We start from the raw sequence: 19588 nt of genomic DNA, 5'->3' as shown, positions 1-19588 counted from the left end.
GTCCGCTTCCGGCTCCCGAGGAGACGTCGTACTACGGTCGGCTCCGGCCTATCGAGAGGGGCGACCTGACGCGTGTCGCCATCGCGCTGGACCTGCAAAGCGCAGGCGATCAGTACTTCGACCGGGTCAAGGCCACGTGCAGGCGCGACGGGATCGGCCTGTTGCTGATGATCACTTCGCCGCCCGCGCTGCGCAACGGGAGTGCGTCGGCACTCGCGCGCGTGGTGGACCTGGTCTGCCGCGAGTGGCAGGGGGCGTCGCTGCACGAAAGTGCGCGCACCGGGCAGCACGCGATCTTCCTAGGCGGCTGACTCGCCATGGCCGTCGCATTGGGCGCGCGTCTGGCCGCACGGGACCACGGGCGCTGGACCGCCTACGCGCAGGACCCTGCCAACAACACCTACGAGCCCTTCCCGTCCCCGTGCAACAGCCCGCTGTCCAGCTGACTCGAGTTGGACGGCGGGCTGTTGGAGAAATCAGGGAAGGCGCCTGAGCACCGTCACGACCTTGCCGAGGATGGTGGCCTCGTCGCCGTTGATCGGCTGGTAGGCCGTGTTGTGCGGCATCAGCCACACGTGGCCGTCCTTGCGCTTGAACGTCTTCACGGTCGCCTCGCCGTCGATCATGGCGGCGACGATCTCGCCCTGGTCGGCGGTGGGCTGCTTGCGGATCACGACCCAGTCGCCGTCGGTGATCGCGGCGTCGATCATCGAGTCACCGACGACGCGCAGCAGGAACAGCTCACCCTCGCCGACGATCTCGCGCGGCAGCGGGAACACGTCCTCGATCGACTCCTCGGCCAGGATCGGGCCACCGGCCGCGATCCGGCCGAGCATCGGCACGTACGCGGGCGTCGGCTTGGACATCGGGTCGAGGCCCGCGTCGATCTCGTTGGGCAGCATTCCCACCGCACGCGGGCGGTTCGGGTCGCGGCGCAGGAAGCCCTTCCGCTCCAGCGCGCGGAGCTGGTACGCGACCGACGAGGTCGACGTCAGGCCCACGGCCTCACCGATTTCACGCACGCTCGGCGGGTAACCGAATCGGTCGACCCAATCGCGAATCACGTCGAGCACTTTGCGCTGGCGCAAAGTGAGGCCGGCGTTTCCCGCGATCTCACTCACCGCTGCGCCCACAAGAGCTGGGTCCGGCTCGATCGTCTTGCCTGCCACGGTCGCTGTCCTCCTCGCCGCCCCCAGTACGAATGGGATTCCGGCCTCCGTCGATCTTCGTGGTCGACGGTAGTCGTGTTTGCTGCACAGATCAAACACCTGTTCGAGGTATTTGGGCGCGTGTTGTGGCGTCAGGGCGGCGGGTCTGGTAGAAATTCGCACGGACGTTCGATCGAACCCCTGTTCGATCAAGGTGGTTGACCTGCGATGGAGGTCGTGATGGCGGTGCTCGTCGAGAAGCGGATGCGGGTTGTCGAAGACGCGGACGTAGCAGCGGGACGTCCACTCCGTTCGGGCCCTCGTGTCATGCCCCGCAGGCCGGCGACCAAGCCGCGTCCGCTCGTGGTGCCCTCGTCGCGCGAGTCGAGTTCGTGCGAGGTCCGGCCGAAGCGCGAGTCGCTGTTCGAGCTCATCGCGGTCGGCGTCCTGAGTGCGCTCACGGTGGTCGCGCTCGGCGTGCTCTACCTACAGCAGGCGGGGGTCACCCCGTAGGCCTGCCCCTACATCTTGTGTTTCGGTGCCCGCCGTGACGTGAACGCTCCGTCACCGGCGGGCTTTTTTGCGTAATCGTCGCTGTTCGGCGCAACGTTCCCCCGTTCGAGTGGTGTGTCGAGTTGCGTTGCCGTCCGCAGCGATCTAGGTTCTACCCCTACATCTAGTGGTTACACCGTCGTAAGTAGTCCACAGGTTGTGGGTAACCCGACCAGTGCGGCTGCTGCGATGGGTGCTGCGCTGAGAAGGGGGAAGTGGCGTGCGGTGTCCGTTCTGCCGTCATTCGGACTCACGGGTGGTCGACTCCCGTGAGGTCGACGAGGGACAGGTGATCCGTCGCCGCCGCTCCTGCAACAGCTGCAGCCGCAGGTTCACCACGGTCGAAGAAGCGGTTCTCGCCGTGGTCAAGCGCTCCGGGGTGACGGAGCCGTTCAGCCGCGACAAGGTCGTCGTCGGCGTGCGCAGGGCGTGTCAGGGCCGCCCGGTCGACGAGGACGCGTTCCAGCAACTCGCCCAGCGGGTGGAAGAGTCGATCCGGTCGACGGGATGCGCGGAAATCGCCAGTCACGAGGTGGGTCTCGCCATTCTCGGCCCCCTGCGTGAGCTCGACGAGGTCGCTTATCTGCGCTTCGCGAGCGTGTATCGCTCCTTCTCCTCGGTAGAGGACTTCGAGAAGGAAATCCTTGATCTTCGCACTGCCCGCGCCGAGGACTCACCGGCCGAGCAGTGATCCGCGTGCGCCCAAGCGCGCGTGACCATCATCTTTTCTAAGCACCAGTACGAGGGAGATCCACCGTGACCGAGACCGTCGGCGGCTCAGCCAAGAAGACAGCCGCACGGGCGGCTGCGAAGCCTGCCGCGCTGAAGATCCAGCGCGTCTACACCACCGAAGGCCGCCACCCCTATGACGAGGTCACGTGGGAGCGCCGCGACGTCGTCATGACGAACTGGCGTGACGGCTCGGTGAACTTCGAGCAGCGCGGTGTCGAGTTCCCCGAGTTCTGGTCGGTGAACGCCACGAACATCGTCACCAGCAAGTACTTCCGCGGTGCCGTCGGCAGCGAGAAGCGCGAGCAGTCGCTGCGCCAGCTGATCGACCGCGTCGTGAAGACCTACGTGGGCGCCGGCAAGGAGCACGGCTACTTCCTGGGCGAGCACGACGCCGAGATCTTCGAGCACGAGCTCACCTACATGCTCCTGCACCAGGTGTTCAGCTTCAACTCGCCGGTGTGGTTCAACGTCGGCACGAGCTCGCCGCAGCAGGTCAGCGCGTGCTTCATCCTCGCGGTCGACGACACGATGGAGTCGATCCTCAACTGGTACCGCGAGGAGGGCCTGATCTTCAAGGGCGGCTCCGGTGCCGGCCTGAACCTCTCGCGCATCCGTTCCTCGAAGGAGCTGCTGTCCTCGGGCGGCACCGCCTCGGGCCCCGTGTCGTTCATGCGCGGCGCCGACGCGTCCGCGGGCACCATCAAGTCCGGTGGCGCCACCCGCCGCGCGGCCAAGATGGTCGTCCTCGACGTCGACCACCCGGACGTCGAGGAGTTCATCGAGACCAAGGCGAAGGAAGAGAACAAGATCCGCGCGCTGCGCGACGCCGGGTTCGACATGGACCTCGGCGGCGCGGACATCGTGTCGGTGCAGTACCAGAACGCGAACAACTCGATCCGCGTGTCGGACGAGTTCATGCACGCCTACGAGAGCGGCAACGACTTCGGCCTGCGCGCGCGCCAGACCGGTGAGGTCATCGAGCGCGTCGACGCCAAGTCGCTGTTCGGCAAGCTCGCCCAGGCGGCGTGGGCCTGCGCCGACCCCGGCATCCAGTACGACGACACGATCAACGACTGGCACACCTGCCCCGAGTCGGGCCGCATCACCGCGTCCAACCCGTGTTCCGAGTACATGCACCTCGACAACTCGAGCTGCAACCTCGCGTCGCTGAACCTGATGAAGTTCCTCGGTGACGACGGCCGCTTCGACGCCGTCACGTTCGCCAAGGCCGTCGAGCTGATCATCACCGCGATGGACATCTCGATCTGCTTCGCGGACTTCCCGACCGAGCCGATCGCGGACACCACCCGCAAGTTCCGCCAGCTCGGCATCGGCTACGCCAACCTCGGCGCGCTGCTGATGGCGACCGGCCACGCGTACGACTCCGAGGGCGGCCGCGCACTCGCCGCGACCATCACCTCGCTGATGACCGGTGTCTCGTACCGCCGTTCCGCCGAGCTCGCGGGCATGGTCGGCGCGTACGACGGCTACAAGCGCAACGCCACGGCCCACCAGCGCGTCATGCGCAAGCACGCCGCCGCCAACGACCTGATCCGCACCTACGGCGGAAACGACGCCGCCACGCACAAGGTCGCGACCGAGGCGTGGCAGCAGTCGCTGGAGATCGGCGCGAAGAACGGCTGGCGCAACGCCCAGGCGTCCGTGCTGGCCCCCACCGGCACCATCGGCCTGATGATGGACTGCGACACCACCGGTATCGAGCCGGACCTGGCCCTGGTCAAGTTCAAGAAGCTCGTCGGCGGCGGCTCGATGCAGATCGTCAACCAGACGGTGCCGCGCGCCCTGAAGTCGCTGGGCTACCAGGACGAGCAGATCGAGGCGATCGTCGAGTTCATCGGCGAGCACGGCCACGTCGTCGACGCGCCCGGCCTGCGCCGCGAGCACTACGAGGTCTTCGACTGCGCGATGGGCGAGCGTTCCATCGCGCCCATGGGCCACGTGCGGATGATGGCGGCCACGCAGCCGTTCCTGTCCGGTGCGATCTCCAAGACGGTCAACATGCCGGAGAACGCCACGGTCGAGGACGTCGAGGAGATCTACTACCAGGGCTGGAAGCTCGGCCTGAAGGCGCTCGCGATCTACCGCGACAACTGCAAGGTCGGCCAGCCGCTGTCCGCCGGCAAGGGCGCGAACAAGGGCGCCGAGGCCAAGACCGAGACGGTCGTCGAGTACCGCCCGGTCCGCAAGCGCCTGCCGAAGAAGCGCCCGTCGCAGACGGTGTCGTTCACGGTCGGTGGCGCCGAGGGCTACCTGCACGCCGGTTCCTACCCGGACAACGGCCTGGGCGAGATCTTCGTCAAGCTGGGCAAGCAGGGCTCCACGCTCGCCGGCGTGATGGACGCGTTCTCCATGTCCATCTCGGTGGGCCTGCAGTACGGCATCCCGCTCGAGTTCTACGTCTCGAAGTTCCAGAACCTGCGCTTCGAGCCGGCGGGCATGACCGACGACCCGGACGTGCGCATCGCGACGTCGGTGCTCGACTACCTGTTCCGCCGCCTGGCGCTGGACTACCTGTCCTACGACAAGCGCGCGCAGCTCGGCATCTTCACCGCCGACGAGCGTTCGGCGCAGGTGGCCGGCGAGTACGGCGCGCCGGCGTCGTCCGATGTGGACCTCGAGGGTCTGCGCGGCTCCGTGGAGGCCGCTCCGAAGCAGGTCGAGGCCGCTGTGGAGACGCCGAAGCACGTCGGCAGCTCGACCGAGCTGCTGGAGCTGCACCTGGGCAAGGCCGCGGACGCGCCGCTGTGCATGACCTGCGGCACGAAGATGCGTCCGGCCGGCTCGTGCTACCTGTGCGAGGGCTGCGGCAGCACGTCCGGCTGCAGCTGATCCTCGTAGTTGAACCGGTGGCGGACCGTCATGGCAGCGTGATGCCGTGGCGGTCCGCCAGCTTCTTCTCGACCTCCGCGATCACGCACGCGATCGTCGACGGGTTGAGCCGGCCCTCCCCGAAGCGCATGACGGTCTTCGCGAACTCGTCCGCGGCCAGCGCCCGGCACTCCGCGTTCAGCGACCGGTGGTTGACCGCCGCTTCCTCGAAGCACTCCAGCGGCCTGCGGCCGAAGATGACCTCGAACTCCTCCCACCCGCGCAACGTCCAGTACGTGTCGTAGGACGAGGCGGAGGTCGCGCGCAGCCACCGCCACAGGTACTGCGGGTCCTGGTGGCTCGGCGACTCGCTGACGCACCGCCCGCACAACAACACGAGGTTGTCCGTGGTGCGACTGCCACCCATCGACGCAGGCACGACGAGGTGTTGCTCGAGTGAGGACCTGTAACCGCAGCGCCAGCACCGTTCGTGAGCCGTGCTCCAGTCGATGACGAGCTCGACCTCGTGCTCGACCCGGTACGCGACGATCTGCTGGTTGCTGATGCTCATGTGGTCCTTCCCCAGTTGTTGCCTCCCCTGTCGGTCATGAAGGCGATTCCGTTTCGCCCACCCGCAACTGATAGAACATCTCGCATCAAGGGGGAGAGATGCCTTCGTTCGACGACTTGCGCCGGTACCTGCTCGGTCAGCTCAACGCGGCTGTCCGGCGCCCCGGCATGTACGGCGGTGAGGCGGTGATCCTCACCCTGCTCGACGCGCTGGCGTTCGCCGACGACCGCACGGACCGGTGGCAGACCGAGCTCGAGGCGCTGGTCAAGCGCGGCGCGGCGAACGCGGCGATGGTCAGCGGCGCGGTGCACGAGGCGCTCGGCCACCGCAGCGAGGACGTCATGGCCTCGGTGTACGCGGACCTCGCGCACCGGCAGGGCTGGCTGTCGCTCGACGCCGACAGCCGGATCCCCGGCGTGCTGGGGGAGCGGGACTGCCTGCTCGACGACGTGATCGCCGAGTACGGCGAGCCGCCGTTGTGGCTGGGCGGCACGAACCCCAAGTACTCGAAGACGCTCGGCTACCCGGACCGTTCGGGGGCGCTGGTGTTCTTCCACTTCATGCCGGAGATGCGGCTGATGGCGACGCGGCGTGGTGACGGAGGCTTCCGCGACAGCTTCGTCTTCACACCTGCCGGGCTGTCGCGATGAACTCCTCGATCGACCCGAATTCACGTGCCCCGGGGTAGGCCAAACCGGTAAAATCGCAGGTGATGCGCATAGTCCTGCACACTCGTGCGCGCCTGGACCTCGCATACGCCTCGCTCGACGGGCTCTCCGTCGGCGACGCTCTGGGCGCTCAGTTCTTCATGGTCGGCCGCTCGTTGCCCGACCTCGTGGCCGGCAAGCCGCCACGGGGTCCGTGGGAGTGGACCGACGACACCGAAATGGCCTGCAACCTCGTCGCCGAGCTCCGTGACCACGGCGACGTCGACCAGAATCGGCTCGCGACGACGTTCGCCGAACGGTGCGAGCCCTACCGCGGCTACGGCGCTGGGGCTTTCACCATCCTGCGCAAGATCCGCCAGGGCACGCCGTGGAAAGACGCGGCCTCCAGCGCGTTCGACGGGCAAGGTTCGTGCGGCAACGGGGCGGCGATGCGGATCGCACCGCTGGGCGCGTACTTCGCCGACGACCCGCGAACCGTGACGACGCAGGCGATCCGGGCCAGCGAGGTGACGCACCAGCACCCCGAGGGCGTCATGGGAGGCCTCGCGGTGGCACACGCGGCGGCCGTCGCGGCCAGAGCACGGCTGACGGGCACGCCGCCACGAGATCTGCTCGGAACGGTGCTCGACCACCTCGAAGACTCGTTCGTGCGCAAGGGGATCGACAAGGCGCGCAAGATCGGTGACGCCGAAGAGGCCGTGTACGTCCTCGGCAACGGGTCGCGGGTGACGGCGCAGGACACCGTGCCGTTCACCCTCTGGGTCGCCGCCCACCACCTCGACGACTACCGCGCCGCCATCACGGCGTGCGTCAGGGCCGGCGGCGACGTCGACACGACGGCCGCGATCGTCGGCGGCATCGTCGCGAACCCGCCAGAGGAGTGGCGGCGGGAGCGCGAGCCCCTCCCGGACTGGGTCGAGCGTTCCGATCGGGAGGTGTCGTCCTGAGCGCGTGATTTATTCATCACGTGTTGAGTTTCTGGCCGAATGCTCGTAGCCTCCTCCTCAGGCGGAACCTGGAGGGGTGCACCATGACGCTCACCATCGGCTTCAAGTCCATCGACGGCACGATGCTCGCCACGGTGGGCGGCAAGGCCGCGAACCTCGGTGAGCTCACCAGGGCCGGCTTCCCGGTACCGCCGGGTTTCTGCGTCACCACCGACGCCTACCGCGCCGTCGCGCAGGCCGACGAACTGGCGAGAGCCACTCCGGAGAACGCCCGCAGGACGTTGCGGGAAACCGCTGTGCCGCAGGAGATCCGGGACGCGATCGTCGCCGAGTACCACGAGCTCGGCGACGAGGTCCCGGTCGCGGTGCGGTCCAGTGCCACAGCCGAGGACCTGCCGTTCGCCAGCTTCGCGGGCCAGCAGGACACGTTCCTCAACGTCGTCGGCGAGGACGAGGTCGTCGACGCCGTGCGCCGGTGCTGGGCGTCGCTGTGGACGGACCGCGCGGTCAGCTACCGCGACACCAACGGCATCGACCACACCAGCACCTACCTGGCCGTTGTCGTGCAACGGATGGTGCAGTCCGCGGTGTCCGGCGTGATGTTCACGGCGAACCCGGTCACCGGCACGCGCGACCAGATCGTCATCGACGCGAGCCCCGGTCTCGGTGAGGCCGTGGTGTCCGGTGCCGTCAATCCCGACCACTTCGTCGTCGACGGCAGCGAGATCGTCGAGAAGCGGCTGGGGGACAAGAAGCTCGTCATCCGCTCGCTGCCCGGTGGCGGCACCGAACACGTCGAGGTCGGCGACGGCGACGCCCAATGCCTCACCGACGGGCAGATCCACGGGCTCGCCGTCCTCGGCCGCAAGGTGCAGCGGCACTACGGCTCGCCACAGGACGTCGAGTGGGCGATCGACGACGACGGCGAGTTGCACCTCACCCAGGCGCGGCCGATCACGACGCTGTTCCCGTTGCCGGACAACCCGGACGGCACCGCGCACGCCTACTTCTGCTTCAGCCTCGCACAGGGGCTCGAACGACCGATCACGCCGATGGGGCGCGCGACGTTCCGGGAGATCTCCAAGTCCGCCCTCGAGATCGTGATCGGCGATCCGCGGAGCAAGTCCTATGTGGAGACCGGCGAGCGCATCTTCTTCGACGTCACCAAGGTGTTGCAGAGCAAGGTGGGCCGCGAGTTCGTCACACGCCTGCTCGGTGTGATGGAGGCGCGCTCCTCCGAGGTGCTGCGCGGCCTGTTCGACGATCCGAGGTTCGCGATCAGGAACTCGTCACCGACGCCCGCGTTGAAGCGCGTTCTCCGGCTGGCCCGCCGCTTCCGCGTGCCCGTGACGGCGATGAAGGCGCTGGTGAACCCCGAGAAGGCCGTGCGCGAGGCGTTGCGGTGGGAACGCCAGATCCTGGAGAAGTCCGCGACCCTCTCGATCGAGCAGGCGCTGCAGCAGTGCGTCGTGCCCGTGCTGCCCCGTCTCGCGCCCACCGCGCTGGTCGGGTTCGCCATGCTCGGCCTGGTCGGCAAGGTCGTGAGGACCGGGCCGGGGGAGTTGCAGACCGTGCTGCGCGGCCTGCCGAACAACGTCACCACCGAGATGGACATGGCGATGTGGGCCCTCGCGCAGGAGATCCGGCACGATCCCGTCGCGCTGCGGCGGTTCCAGAACGGCGAACGCCCCGCCGCGCTCGACCGCTTCCTCGCGCGGTGGGGCCACCGCGCCGTCGCCGAGATCGACCTGGGCCTGCCGCGGTGGTCCGACGAACCGGCGCACGTCATAGGCGTCATCAAGAACTTCCTGCGCCTGGAAGGCGACCAGGGCCATCCCGACGCGGTCTTCGCGCGCGGTGCCGCCGAAGCCGAGGCGATGATCGAGACGCTCGCCCGCCGTGCCCGAGGCCGGGGCTGGTTCGTGCGCTTCGCCTTGCGCCGCACCAGGGTGCTCGCCGGCCTGCGGGAGTACCCGAAGTACCTGATCATCACGTTGTTCGGTGCGCTGCGGAAGCGCGTCGCCGCCATCGGAGCAGAACTCGTCGCGGCCGGGCGGCTGGACGTGGTGGAAGACGTGTTCTTCCTGAGCTTCGAGGAAATGCGGTCCCCGCAAGGAGATCTGCGTCCGGTCGTGGCCGGGCGCCGTGAGGTCTACGACCGGGAGATGCGGCGCAGGCACATCCCGCGCGTGCTGCTGTCGGACGGCACGGAACCCGAAGCCGTGCACCACGGCGTCCCTGCGGAGGGCGACCTCGTCGGCACGCCGGCGTCGGCGGGCACGGTCACCGGCATCGCACGCGTCGTCATGGACCCGGTCGGCGCGCACCTCGAACCGGGCGAGATCCTCGTGGCGCCGTCGACGGACCCGGGGTGGACGCCTCTGTTCCTGACGGCGGGCGGCCTGGTGATGGAGATGGGCGGCGCGAACTCGCACGGCGCGGTCGTGGCGCGGGAGTACGGCATTCCGGCGGTCGTGGGCGTGCGCGAGGCCGTGACGCGGATCAGAACCGGCGAGCGGATCACCGTGGACGGCAGCACGGGCGCGGTGATCACGCTGGAGTCGCCCGTCGAGGTCTCAGAAGGGCGGCCGGACGCGTAATGTCGGGTTCGTGGCTGAGTCCAAGGGTGAGCTGAACAAGGCCCAGCAGGGCATCGCCGACTACCTGCTGCGCGCCGGCGTCGACGGCTTCGGGCCGTTCAAGAGCGCTCGCGAGGCGGCGTCCGACGCGCTCGTCAAGAAGGGCGACGAGACCGACGCGATCAAGCACCTCGTCCGCACGCACGTGGCGCTGGCGGGCGCGCAGGGCTTCATCACGAACCTCGGCGGCCTGATCACGCTACCGATCTCGCTGCCGTCCAACGTCGCGGCCACCTACGTCATCCAGACGCACCTCATCGCGTCCATCGCGGCGGTGCGCGGCCACGACGTGGACAGCGACGAGGTGCAGATGGCGATCCTGCTGTGCCTTCTCGGCAATGCCGGAACCGAACTGTTCAAGAAGGTCGGCATCAAGCAGTTCACCAAGAAGGCCGCGTCGGCACTCATCACAAAATACGGTACGAAAAAACTCGGCACGGTCGTGGCGAAGGGCGTTCCGCTGCTGGGCGGCGTCATCGGCGGTGGCGTCGACGCCGCGTCCACCAGGGCGGTCGGCGCATTCGCGAATCGCTACTTCACTCACACGGACGTGTTGCCGAAGTTCATCGACGGCGAGGTGCTGTCCGTCGAGATCGAGGAAGCGGACGGAACGACCGATCAGCGTTAGCTCAGCCGGTCCAGCGCGGAACTGAACGCGTCCGGCGGGATGAGCACGCCGCCGCTGAACGGGTTCTGCAACTGGTAGATCGCGAACAGCAGCAGGACCAGGGTCGAGCTCAGCGTGATCGTGATCAGCAGTTGCGAGGTCAGGGTCGGCCCGCCGAACAGGTACGGGAACAGCAGCGAGAGCCCGGTGCCGATCAGCAGCGCGAGCCACACGACCGGGTTGACCCCGTTGTCCGCCGCGTCCAGCCGTTCCTGCCTGGCCTGGTAGACCTCCCACAGCTGGTTCGCCGCCTCGGCCTTGCGGTCCTCCTGCCAGCCGCCGTCCGGCGCCGCCGTCGAGATCGTGTCCCTGAGCTGGTTCAACGTGGTCCAGCCCTGGTTGCCGATCTCTTCGCCGTCGCGCATACGAGGCCACTCGTCGTCGACGACGGTCGACACGTAGTCGCGGATCAGTTCGTCGACCTTCGACTTCGCGGGGTCCGGCAGCGAGTCCGACGACCAGTCGACGGCGACCAGCGCGTTGGCCTCCTTCTGCACCTGTTCCTCGGCGCCGTTCGCCGAGTCGAACAGGGAGATGAGGATGAACGCGGCGAGCACCGCGTGAAGACCGGCGACGATGCTGAACACCGATCCGCCCGCGCCGAGGTTCTTCTCGCCCACTTCCTCCGAGCCGAACCGGCGGCTGATGACGACGAGAACGGCGGAGATGGCTGCGGCACCGAGAACCCAGAGCGTGCCGCTGAGGTAAATGCTCAATTCGGCTCCTTTCTGGTGTGGGATTAGACCACGGTCTACTGTGACCGGTACAGCACGGTCTGGTTAACGAGTAATGGTCAGGTGGGAATGCGCGGCAACAGCACAAATACCCGGTTGTCGTATTGGGTTACTCCATACCGGTGGCGGCGGGATTCACTCGCGTTGGGCGCGGTCTCGTCGCTATTGGTGCTTTCCGCGCCGTTCACCAGCGCCGTTGCTCAAGCCGCACCACCGAACTGTGATGCTTATCAAGTGCGTTCATCCCATCGTGGAGACTTTTCGATGTTCACGAAAGTGGACGCGTCATCCGGTGGAGTGACAGAAGTGGCTCGCCTGGATTACGCGGTGAATGCACTGGGGTACTCGTCGGCGCTGGGCCGTCTGGTCGGACTCACGTCCAAGGGCCACCGCTGGTGGAAGAACCCGTCGCACGTCGTGCTGATCGACACCAGGGGAGTGGTCAACGACCTCGGACCCGTTGACGCGCACTGGTTCCGCACCGACGACGTGTCGGCGGGCGGGGTCGTCGGCACCACGTTCTACGTGCGCGACCACGCCCTGTTGCACGCCATCGACATCGACCCGGACAGCCCGTCGTACCTCAAGATCGTGCGCTCCGTGGTGCTGGACTGGCCCGCCCTGACGCTCGACGACTTCACCGCCGACCCGGTGACCGGGAAGCTGACCGGGGTGTCGGCCGCGGGCTGGGGGCCGGGCGAGGTCGTGACGTTCGACCCGGTGACCGGGCGCGTGCTGACCAAGGTGGAGATCGCCGAACTGCCCGGCAGGTCCACGTACGGCGCCGTGCTGATCGACTCGGCCGGCACCGTCTACGCCATCAACAACGGCTACAAGGGCCGCAGCCGCGTCTACCGAATCACGGGCACCACGGCCGCGGAACTCTCGACCGGCCCGCAGATGGGCATGATCGACGCGGCGGGCTGCCTGCCGAACCCGATGCCGCCGCGCGTCGAACCTCCCGCACCCCGCCCCGAGGTACCGGCGCCCCCGTCACCGCCCGCTCCTCCCGCGCCGGTCCCGGCTCCGGCTCCGGCGCCCGCACCGGTCGTGCCGCCGCCGGCACCCACCGAGGCCACGCCGCCGCCCGTCGCGCCGCAGCAACCGGTGCCGGTGCGTGCCGCGCGTCAGAAACCCGAGCCGCGCAAGGAACTCGCGCTCGACCCGGAGACCACGCCGATGACCAAGTCCCGCAAGTGGGCGATGGTCACCGTCATCCTCGTGATGCTCGGTGCCGGCGCGGCCGCCGCCAGGGCCCGGGGTTAAGACTCGGCTTAATTCGGTTGGCACGGGGCGGCGGCCCCGCTAGCGTTGTGGACATGCTCTTCATCTGATGAAGCCCCGCAGCGCTCTCGACGCTGCCCCTTCGCGACCTCGTCGTCGCGCGCGTCTCCGGTGACCCATGCGCGGGTCCATCTCTCACGGCCGTCTTTTCGCCGTGCCCTTTGCACGCCCTCTTCGCGAGGAGGCTTTCGCATGCCTGACACCACCCAACCCCAGCCCGAGCCGGGCAACCGTGCTGCGCGACGTGCGCAGAAGCGGGGCAAGCAGGACCAGAACACGCACTTCCAGTTGCCGCAGCAGCGTGTGCCGCTGGTCCATCCGCGCCAGTTCGCGACCCGTCGCCGCGGAGGATCCGCGTAGCCGACGCCGAACCAGGCGCGACACCGGCAGGGGACGTGGCCGAACGGCTACGTCCCCTGCTCCCTTCGTGGGCTTGATCTCCCGTTCTGTCCGGATCCGATCTAGCCTGAGTTGCTACCGGACCGACAGGATCGGAGGCGCCAGGTGAGGATCGCTGACGTTTTGCGTACCAAAGGATCGGCGGTCGCGACAATCGACCCGGACGTCCCGGTGTCCGAACTGCTCAGAGCGCTCGCCGAACACAACATCGGCGCGATCGTCGTCGTCGGTTCTTCCGGCGTGGCGGGGATCGTGTCGGAGCGCGACGTGGTGCGCCGGCTGCACGAGGTCGGCATCGAACTGCTGTCTTCTCCCGTGTCGGCGATCATGACCGCCGACGTCTTCACCTGTTCGCCGTCGGACACGGTGGACAGCCTCACGGTCGTGATGACCGAGCGGCGCTTCCGCCACGTACCCGTGCTGTCCGACGGGCGACTCGTCGGGATCGTCAGCATCGGCGACGTGGTGAAGAGCCGGATCGGGCAGCTCGAACAATCGCAGGACCAGCTGCAGGCCTACATCTCCCAAGGCTGACCGGCGGCGGACCCGGGACGCCTCAGTACGCTGGATCGGGTGAAACCTTCGCCTGACCGGCCCGAACTCGTCCCAGAACTGGTGGAGGTCGCACCAGGGGTCCACGCCTACATCCAGCCCGACGGGTCCTGGATGATCAACAACACCGGTGTCGTCGTCGGCTCGGACGACACGCTGCTGCTCGTGGACACCACGTCCACCGAGGCACGCAACCGCGCGTTGCTCGCCTCGGTGGCGTCGGTGTCCGCCGCCGCGCCCAGCTACGTGATCAACACCCACCACCACGGCGACCACACCTTCGGCAACTGGCTCGTACCGCCCTCGACCGTGATCATCGGCCACGAGGCATGCCGCGAAGAGGTGCTCGCCGCCGGCCTGATCGCCGCGCAGGTCCTGACCGGCCCGGACTACGGTCACATCGAGGTCCGCCCGCCGTCGCTCACCTACAGCACAACCCTGACGCTGCACCTGGGCACGCGCGTGGTCGAACTGCACCACCCCGGCCCAGCGCACACCCGAGGCGACACCGTCGCGTGGCTCCCGGCCGAGCGCGTCCTGTTCACCGGCGACCTGGTCTTCGCAGGCGGCCAGCCGTTCCTCGCCGAGGGCAGCATCCACGGCTACCTGTCAGCACTCGAATTCCTGCGCGCGTTCAACGCCGACGTGATCGTCCCCGGTCACGGTCCGCTACTGCGAGGCCCCGAAATCGCTCGCGTTCTCGACGACCTGGTCGCCTACACGACCTACCTCTCGGACCTCGCCAAGTCCGGCCACGCCGCCGGCAAGACCCCGATGGAAGTCGTCCTGGAGGCGGGGGAGTCGCGCTTCTCGTCGTGGCAGGAGTCCGAACGCCTGGTCGGCAACCTCCACCGCGCCTACCACGAGCTGGACGGCAAGCCGCTCTCCGAGCGCCTCGAACTGCCTCGCGTCTGGATGGACATGATGGAACTCCACGGCGGCCCCATCGCCTGCCACGCCTGACGCCACCCAATGGCACTTCTCGCGCAGCTCTGACCTGCTGTTTGGCAAAGACTCTGTTGACGTCGACGTCAACAGAGTCATTGCCAAACCAGGTTTCACGTTCAGACGGCCCGGTCGATGCCGGGAGGTTCAGGGACGTTCTCGGTCTTGGTGCCTGCCGGCATCGCCCACATGAAGGCGTGCATGATCGCGTACTGGAACCTCAGCGCGGCGCCGACATCACCGGACTCCACGACCTGCTTGAGCGCGGCGAGGATGCCCTTCCAGGTCATGTCGACCTTGTCGAGCCGCTTGACGCCCTCGGGCCAACCGGAGTTGCGCAGCGTCACGCGCGTGCCGCCGTCGACCTCTTCGAGTTCCCACGAGACGACGGTCCACGGATCGTCGCGCATGGTGAGCCGCTGGGTGTGGGAAAGCAGCCTGGGCGGGTCGACCTCGATGACGCGGCCGACGACGAAGACCCGCTTGCCATCGGTGGACCGGTAGTACAGCGGCGCGCCCGGTTCGAGCGCGGAGTCGAGCACCGCGTCCATCATCGCGCGCTGCTTGCCGTCGAGTTTGGTGATCTCCGCCCAGACCTTCTCGATGGGCGCGGCGATCACGATGCTGTGCAACAGCTCGGTGCCAGGTTCAGCCAACGTCCTCGTCCTCCTGTCCGGCGCTCTCGACCGTGAGCTTCAAGCCGACCAGCGCCGCTGCCCAGTTCTCCTCGTAGTGCGCGACCCACCGCTGGTGGATCTGCTGGATGGGCACGGGATTCAGGTGGTTGACCCGCTTCCGTCCCCGCGGCTCCACGAGCACCAGATCGGCCTCGCGGAGCACGCCGAGGTGCTGCATGACGACGTGCCGACTGGCCTCCAGCGCCTTGACCAGTTCGCCCGTGGTGCGCGGTCCGGTGCGCAGGACGTCGAGAATCGCGCGCCTCAGGGGATTCGCGAGGGCACGCCAGACGACGTCATCATCATGTGGCAACTTCATTACGTAAGGCTTTTAACACCTATGAGTCGAGGTGTCGAGCCTGACTCTCCAGGGCTCAGGCGCGAACCCGCTAGCCGCTGCTCCGCGACATCAAGGCCTATAAGTTCGAACCATGCTGCACGACGTCGCAGACGCCACGCACCGATATATCAGTTTGCTCGCCGCTGACCAGCGCGAACACGCGATCCGCGCGGTCACCGACGACGACCTGAGGCACCGCTGGGCGTATACACCCGGTACACGCCCCGGACTCGCGCTAGGTGAGCTTCAGCGGGACCAGCGCAAGGCGGTGCACGGCATGCTCGCGACCGTGCTCAGCCCGCACGCGTATGCGCAGGCCGCAGCGGTGATGGCATTGGAAGACGTGCTCGACCACCGCGAAGGCGGACACCGCGATCGGCACAGCGGCGACTTCTGGACGGTGCTGTTCGGAACGCCCGGCGGCGACGACCCGTGGGGTTGGCGAGTCGAGGGACACCACCTGTCGGTGAACGTCGTCATCGCCGACGGCCGCGTCTCGGCGACACCGTTCTTCCTGGGCGCGAACCCGGCGCGCGTCACCTACCGCGGCCGCGTCGTGAGCCAGCCACTGCGACTGGAAGAGGAGCTCGCCCGCGAACTCCTGGACCGCATGGGCCCGACCGCCCGCCGCCTGGCCGTCGTCGCGGACACCGCTCCGCACGACATCCGCAGCGGCAACTCGCCGCGAATCAGCCCGTCCGAACCGATCGGCGTGACGCCGGCCCAACTCGGCAAACCAGCAGTGGAGCTGCTAGTCGACATCGTCCGCTTCTACCTCGACCGGCTCTCCTACGAACTGGCCGACGAGGAGTTCGCCCAGATCGACCCGGAGCGCCTGCACTTCTCGTGGGAAGGCTCCCTGCGCCGAGGCGAAGGCCACTACTACCGAGTACAGGGCCCGAACCTGCTCATCGAGTACGACAACACGGCCAACGAGGCCAATCACGTCCACACGGTCTGGCGTCGCCATTCAGGTGACTTCGGCGACGACCTCCTCGCCGCCCACTACGACGCGTCACGGCACACTGTCGTCCGTGGAGTGGCCCAGAACGGTTGACGACGCCGTCGCGATGCAAGAACGCCTGCGGACCCAGGTGATCACCACAAGCGCCCCTGACCTGCGGATAGACACCGTCGCAGGCCTGGACGTCGGCTACCGTGGCAATGACTCGGTTGCGGGCGTTTGCGTGGTGTTCGATGCAAAGACGCTGGCCATCCTCGACGAGGTCGTCGTCGAGGGCACGACGGACTTCCCGTACATCGCCGGGCTGTTCGCGTTCCGCGAGATGCCGGTCCTGCTGCGGGCCCTCGATCAGGTGACCGTCGCACCCGACCTGTTGGTCGCGGACGGTCAGGGCCTCGCGCACCCGCGCAGGTTCGGCCTGGCGTGCCACCTCGGTGTGCACACGGGCATCCCGAGCATCGGTGTCGCGAAGAACCCGATGGGCGCGTTCGAGCAGCCAGGCCACGCCCGCGGCTCGATGAACGACCTCGTCATGGGCGGTGACGACGGCGACGAGGTCGTCGGCAGGGCCTTGCGCACGCAGGACGGCGTGAAGCCCGTCTTCGTGTCGGTCGGCCACAAGATCGACCTGGACCGGGCGTGCGCCGAAGTGCTGCGGCTGGCCCCGCGCTACCGGCTGCCCGAGACGACCCGCCGCGCCGACACGCTCACTCGGCAGGTTGCTTCGTCGGGGTGAAGCTCAGCAGCACGAGCAGGATCGCACCGCAGACCAGCGCGATGTCCGCGACGTTGCCGACGAACCAGCCGTTGTAGTCGAGGAAGTCGACGACGTGCCCGCGCGCGAAGCCCGGCGGCCGGAACAGCCGGTCGAGCAGGTGCGTCGTCGCGCCGCCCAGCATCAACGCGAGCGCGGCCGCCCGCAGCCTCGTCTGCGGCTGCATGCCGTACCGCGCGAGCATCACGACGGCGACGGCCGCGACGATGGTGAAGATCCACGTCGACCCCGCGCCGATCGAGAACGCGGCGCCGGGGTTGTAGAGGAGCCTGAGCTGCAGGAACTCCCCGAGCACGGGAATGGGCGCGCGGCCGGTCAGCGCGCTCTCGGCCCAGAACTTGGTGGCCTGGTCCAGCAGCAGCACGAGCACGGCGATGCCCATGACGAGCGGCACGCGGCGAGAGGTGGTGGTGTCCATTTGCGGTCGAGCGTAGTTAAGAACGCCACCACTCGGCATCAGACCCTCGTCACTCCTTGAACGCGTCGACGTCGTGAACGTCGATCGCCGCGTGAAACTCCTCGTCCAGCGTCGCCGATCGCTCGCCCGTGTCGTAGTCGACGCAGATGCGCCACCGTCCGTCCGTGCGTTGCGAGCAGGTGTGGAAGCGGCCATAGAACGTGTGCTCGTCGCCATCCGCCCGAGTCGACATGAGCTGGAAGATGCCGCGCTCGCTCGCGACTTCGTGCGCCACGATGCGCTCGACCCAGGAACGCCGGCGCGTCCAGCCGACCGCAGCATGCGGGAACGGGTACCAGACGTCGTCGTTGAGCTTGTCGCAACAGCTGTGTTTCCCCGACCTCAGAACGTAGCGCGGAAAACTCCGGACAGGAGCGGATGCGCGTCGACGATCTTGCGGGCGATGTTCACGGAGTCAACGAGCGGATGCAGCGCCAACGCTTTCACCGCATGTGCGCGCTCACCACTGATGGCGGCTTTGATGGTGGCGCGTTCGACGACTTTGAGTGCGGTGACGAGTCCGACGCCCTCGTCCGGCACTTGGCTGACCGAGACGGGCCGTGCGCCGTTCGCATCGACAAGGCTCGGCACCTCGATGATCGCGTCCGCGTCCAGACACGCCAGCGTCGTCTTGTTGGGCACGTTGAGGATCAAGGTGGCTCGGTTGTCGGACGCGATGGCGTGCATCAGGTCCAAGGCGACTCGCTCGTAGCCTCCGCCGTCGAGGTCGTCGCTATCGCGTTCGTCCTCGCGGGTCTCGGCCATGTACGTCTGCTCGCGTTCGAGACGGGTCCGCTCCCAGCTCCCCCACGAAGGAGCCGCGTAGAACTGCTTCTGCTGTTCCAGGAGGAACGCCCCGCGTGACGCGCCGGACGCCACGGCCTCACGCGTGAAGTAGTAGTAGTGCAGATACTCGTTCGGAATAGCACCCAACGTCCGCAGCCACTCCGAGCCGAAGAGCTTGCCCTCCTCGAACGACTCGAGCCGCTCGGTGTCCGCGAGCAGGTCTGGCAACACGTCCCGCCCGTGCACGTGGACACCCCGCAGCCAGCCGAGGTGGTTGAGGCCGGCGTAGTCGAGCCACGCGTCTGCGAGATCGGCGCCGACCGCCCGCACGACCCGTTTGCCGAGGCCGACAGGAGAGTCGCAGATGCCGATGACGCGACTGCCGAGGTGTGCCGCCATCGCCTCGGTGACCATGCCGGCGGGATTCGTGAAGTTGATGACCCATGCGTCCGGAGCGTGCACTGATATACGACGCGCGATGTCGAGTGCGACGGGCACGGTACGCAGACCGTATGCAACGCCGCCGGCGCCAACGGTCTCCTGCCCGAGCACACCGCAGCCCGCCGCGACGCTCTCGTCGGCCGCGCGTCCGTCTAGCCCGCCGACGCGGATCGCGGAGAACACGAAGTCCGCCCCGCGCAACGCCTCGTCGAGGTCGGTCGACGCCGTCACGGCCGGTGCATCCGCTATGTCGGTCGCGAGTTCGGCGAGAACGCCTCCGATCGCGGACAGCCGGGCAGCGTCGAGATCGTGCAGCACGACCTCGGTCACGCGACCAGGCGAGCGATCGGCGAGCAACGCGCGATAGACGAGTGGCACGCGGAAGCCGCCCCCACCCAGGATGACCAGCTTCATGCCTTCACCACATCCATTCAGGCCTCTTCCGCGGTGGCGGCCGCTTCGCTGAATCCTACATTTCCAG

Annotated in this window: 23 protein-coding genes; 15 read left to right on the top strand and 8 right to left on the bottom strand. The window is 67.8% G+C overall.

All coding sequences use genetic code 11. The features are described 5' to 3' along the window. Positions 1-167 precede the first annotated feature (167 nt). Both DFR72_RS46100 and DFR72_RS47640 read left to right on the top strand, forming a co-directional pair. Entirely contained in the window at positions 168-311 is a 144-nt protein-coding gene (locus tag DFR72_RS46100) for a hypothetical protein (protein ID WP_170176662.1), read from the top strand. A gap of 6 nt (positions 312-317) precedes the next feature. Next, the gene (locus tag DFR72_RS47640) at positions 318-446 is read left to right on the top strand and encodes a hypothetical protein (RefSeq protein ID WP_256240704.1); all 129 of its coding nucleotides are present in this window, start codon (positions 318-320) and stop codon (positions 444-446) included. Between the two features lie 30 nt (positions 447-476). Here the strand turns inward: DFR72_RS47640 and lexA are convergent, their stop codons facing one another. Next, on the bottom strand, positions 477-1154 hold the full coding sequence (lexA, locus tag DFR72_RS42615; protein ID WP_211335766.1) for a transcriptional repressor LexA: 678 nt from the start codon (positions 1152-1154) through the stop codon (positions 477-479). A gap of 222 nt (positions 1155-1376) precedes the next feature. Between lexA and DFR72_RS42610 the strand changes: the two genes are divergently transcribed. The 3 genes from DFR72_RS42610 to DFR72_RS42600 all read left to right on the top strand — a co-directional run bounded on the left by DFR72_RS42610 (position 1377) and on the right by DFR72_RS42600 (position 5282). Next, positions 1377-1661 (top strand): hypothetical protein, encoded by a 285-nt coding sequence (locus tag DFR72_RS42610; RefSeq protein WP_090073289.1) that lies wholly within the window; start codon positions 1377-1379, stop codon positions 1659-1661. Between the two features lie 259 nt (positions 1662-1920). Then, positions 1921-2391, top strand: coding sequence for a transcriptional regulator NrdR (gene nrdR / locus DFR72_RS42605; protein ID WP_030474703.1), 471 nt, complete (start codon positions 1921-1923; stop codon positions 2389-2391). 65 nt (positions 2392-2456) lie between these two features. Further along, positions 2457-5282: a vitamin B12-dependent ribonucleotide reductase gene (locus DFR72_RS42600; RefSeq protein ID WP_090073291.1), complete on the top strand. Its 2826-nt coding sequence runs from the start codon at positions 2457-2459 to the stop codon at positions 5280-5282. 28 nt (positions 5283-5310) lie between these two features. Here the strand turns inward: DFR72_RS42600 and DFR72_RS42595 are convergent, their stop codons facing one another. After that, positions 5311-5832, bottom strand: coding sequence for an HNH endonuclease (locus DFR72_RS42595; RefSeq protein WP_090073293.1), 522 nt, complete (start codon positions 5830-5832; stop codon positions 5311-5313). Positions 5833-5930: 98 nt separating this feature from the next. Between DFR72_RS42595 and DFR72_RS42590 the strand changes: the two genes are divergently transcribed. The 4 genes from DFR72_RS42590 to DFR72_RS42575 all read left to right on the top strand — a co-directional run bounded on the left by DFR72_RS42590 (position 5931) and on the right by DFR72_RS42575 (position 10714). Then, the gene (locus DFR72_RS42590; protein ID WP_090073295.1) at positions 5931-6482 is read left to right on the top strand and encodes a hypothetical protein; all 552 of its coding nucleotides are present in this window, start codon (positions 5931-5933) and stop codon (positions 6480-6482) included. A gap of 62 nt (positions 6483-6544) precedes the next feature. Then, a complete protein-coding gene (locus tag DFR72_RS42585; RefSeq protein WP_090073488.1) occupies positions 6545-7447 on the top strand; it encodes an ADP-ribosylglycohydrolase family protein in 903 nt (300 codons plus the stop codon). Positions 7448-7530: 83 nt separating this feature from the next. After that, the gene (locus tag DFR72_RS42580; RefSeq protein WP_090073297.1) at positions 7531-10047 is read left to right on the top strand and encodes a PEP/pyruvate-binding domain-containing protein; all 2517 of its coding nucleotides are present in this window, start codon (positions 7531-7533) and stop codon (positions 10045-10047) included. A 10-nt stretch (positions 10048-10057) separates the two neighbouring features. After that, positions 10058-10714: an EcsC family protein gene (locus DFR72_RS42575; RefSeq protein WP_090073300.1), complete on the top strand. Its 657-nt coding sequence runs from the start codon at positions 10058-10060 to the stop codon at positions 10712-10714. Here the strand turns inward: DFR72_RS42575 and DFR72_RS42570 are convergent. Next, the gene (locus DFR72_RS42570) at positions 10711-11469 is read right to left on the bottom strand and encodes a bestrophin-like domain (protein ID WP_090073302.1); all 759 of its coding nucleotides are present in this window, start codon (positions 11467-11469) and stop codon (positions 10711-10713) included. The genes DFR72_RS42575 and DFR72_RS42570 overlap by 4 nt on opposite strands. Positions 11470-11793: 324 nt before the next feature. Here DFR72_RS42570 and DFR72_RS46585 point away from each other — a divergent pair, with 324 nt between their 5' ends. The 4 genes from DFR72_RS46585 to DFR72_RS42555 all read left to right on the top strand — a co-directional run bounded on the left by DFR72_RS46585 (position 11794) and on the right by DFR72_RS42555 (position 14685). Continuing rightward, on the top strand, positions 11794-12753 hold the full coding sequence (locus DFR72_RS46585) for a DUF6923 family protein (RefSeq protein ID WP_090073305.1): 960 nt from the start codon (positions 11794-11796) through the stop codon (positions 12751-12753). A 210-nt stretch (positions 12754-12963) separates the two neighbouring features. Then, positions 12964-13131, top strand: a complete 168-nt coding sequence (locus DFR72_RS46090) for a hypothetical protein (RefSeq protein ID WP_170176661.1) — start codon at positions 12964-12966, stop codon at positions 13129-13131. A gap of 144 nt (positions 13132-13275) precedes the next feature. After that, positions 13276-13704, top strand: a complete 429-nt coding sequence (locus DFR72_RS42560) for a CBS domain-containing protein (protein ID WP_090073307.1) — start codon at positions 13276-13278, stop codon at positions 13702-13704. A 39-nt stretch (positions 13705-13743) separates the two neighbouring features. After that, positions 13744-14685 carry an MBL fold metallo-hydrolase gene (locus DFR72_RS42555; RefSeq protein ID WP_245983931.1) on the top strand — a complete coding sequence of 314 codons (942 nt, stop codon included), beginning with the start codon at positions 13744-13746 and terminating at the stop codon, positions 14683-14685. Positions 14686-14786: 101 nt separating this feature from the next. Here DFR72_RS42555 and DFR72_RS42550 read toward each other — a convergent pair whose 3' ends face one another. Further along, entirely contained in the window at positions 14787-15323 is a 537-nt protein-coding gene (locus DFR72_RS42550; RefSeq protein WP_090073310.1) for an SRPBCC domain-containing protein, read from the bottom strand. Continuing rightward, positions 15316-15663 carry an ArsR/SmtB family transcription factor gene (locus DFR72_RS42545; RefSeq protein WP_090073312.1) on the bottom strand — a complete coding sequence of 116 codons (348 nt, stop codon included), beginning with the start codon at positions 15661-15663 and terminating at the stop codon, positions 15316-15318. Before DFR72_RS42545 ends, DFR72_RS42550 begins: the two co-directional genes overlap by 8 nt. A gap of 112 nt (positions 15664-15775) precedes the next feature. On the opposite strand from DFR72_RS42545, the gene DFR72_RS42540 reads away from it, so the two are divergent. Beyond that, on the top strand, positions 15776-16741 hold the full coding sequence (locus DFR72_RS42540; protein ID WP_090073314.1) for a DUF3500 domain-containing protein: 966 nt from the start codon (positions 15776-15778) through the stop codon (positions 16739-16741). Between the two features lie 13 nt (positions 16742-16754). Beyond that, positions 16755-17384: an endonuclease V gene (locus tag DFR72_RS42535; protein ID WP_090073493.1), complete on the top strand. Its 630-nt coding sequence runs from the start codon at positions 16755-16757 to the stop codon at positions 17382-17384. Here DFR72_RS42535 and lspA read toward each other — a convergent pair. The 3 genes from lspA to DFR72_RS42520 form a co-directional block, all read right to left on the bottom strand. Next, complete coding sequence (gene lspA / locus DFR72_RS42530) at positions 17356-17841, bottom strand: signal peptidase II (RefSeq protein WP_090073316.1); 486 nt, start codon at positions 17839-17841, stop codon at positions 17356-17358. The genes DFR72_RS42535 and lspA overlap by 29 nt on opposite strands. Before the next feature lie 49 nt (positions 17842-17890). Beyond that, positions 17891-18115: a hypothetical protein gene (locus DFR72_RS42525; protein ID WP_090073318.1), complete on the bottom strand. Its 225-nt coding sequence runs from the start codon at positions 18113-18115 to the stop codon at positions 17891-17893. Between the two features lie 107 nt (positions 18116-18222). Next, positions 18223-19521, bottom strand: coding sequence for a 6-phospho-beta-glucosidase (locus tag DFR72_RS42520; protein WP_090073320.1), 1299 nt, complete (start codon positions 19519-19521; stop codon positions 18223-18225). Positions 19522-19588 lie beyond the last annotated feature (67 nt).

Origin of the sequence: Lentzea flaviverrucosa, assembly GCF_003350445.1 — a bacterium.
Classification (GTDB): Bacteria; Actinomycetota; Actinomycetes; order Mycobacteriales; family Pseudonocardiaceae; genus Lentzea; species Lentzea californiensis.
This window is presented reverse-complemented; position numbering and strand designations above follow the sequence as displayed.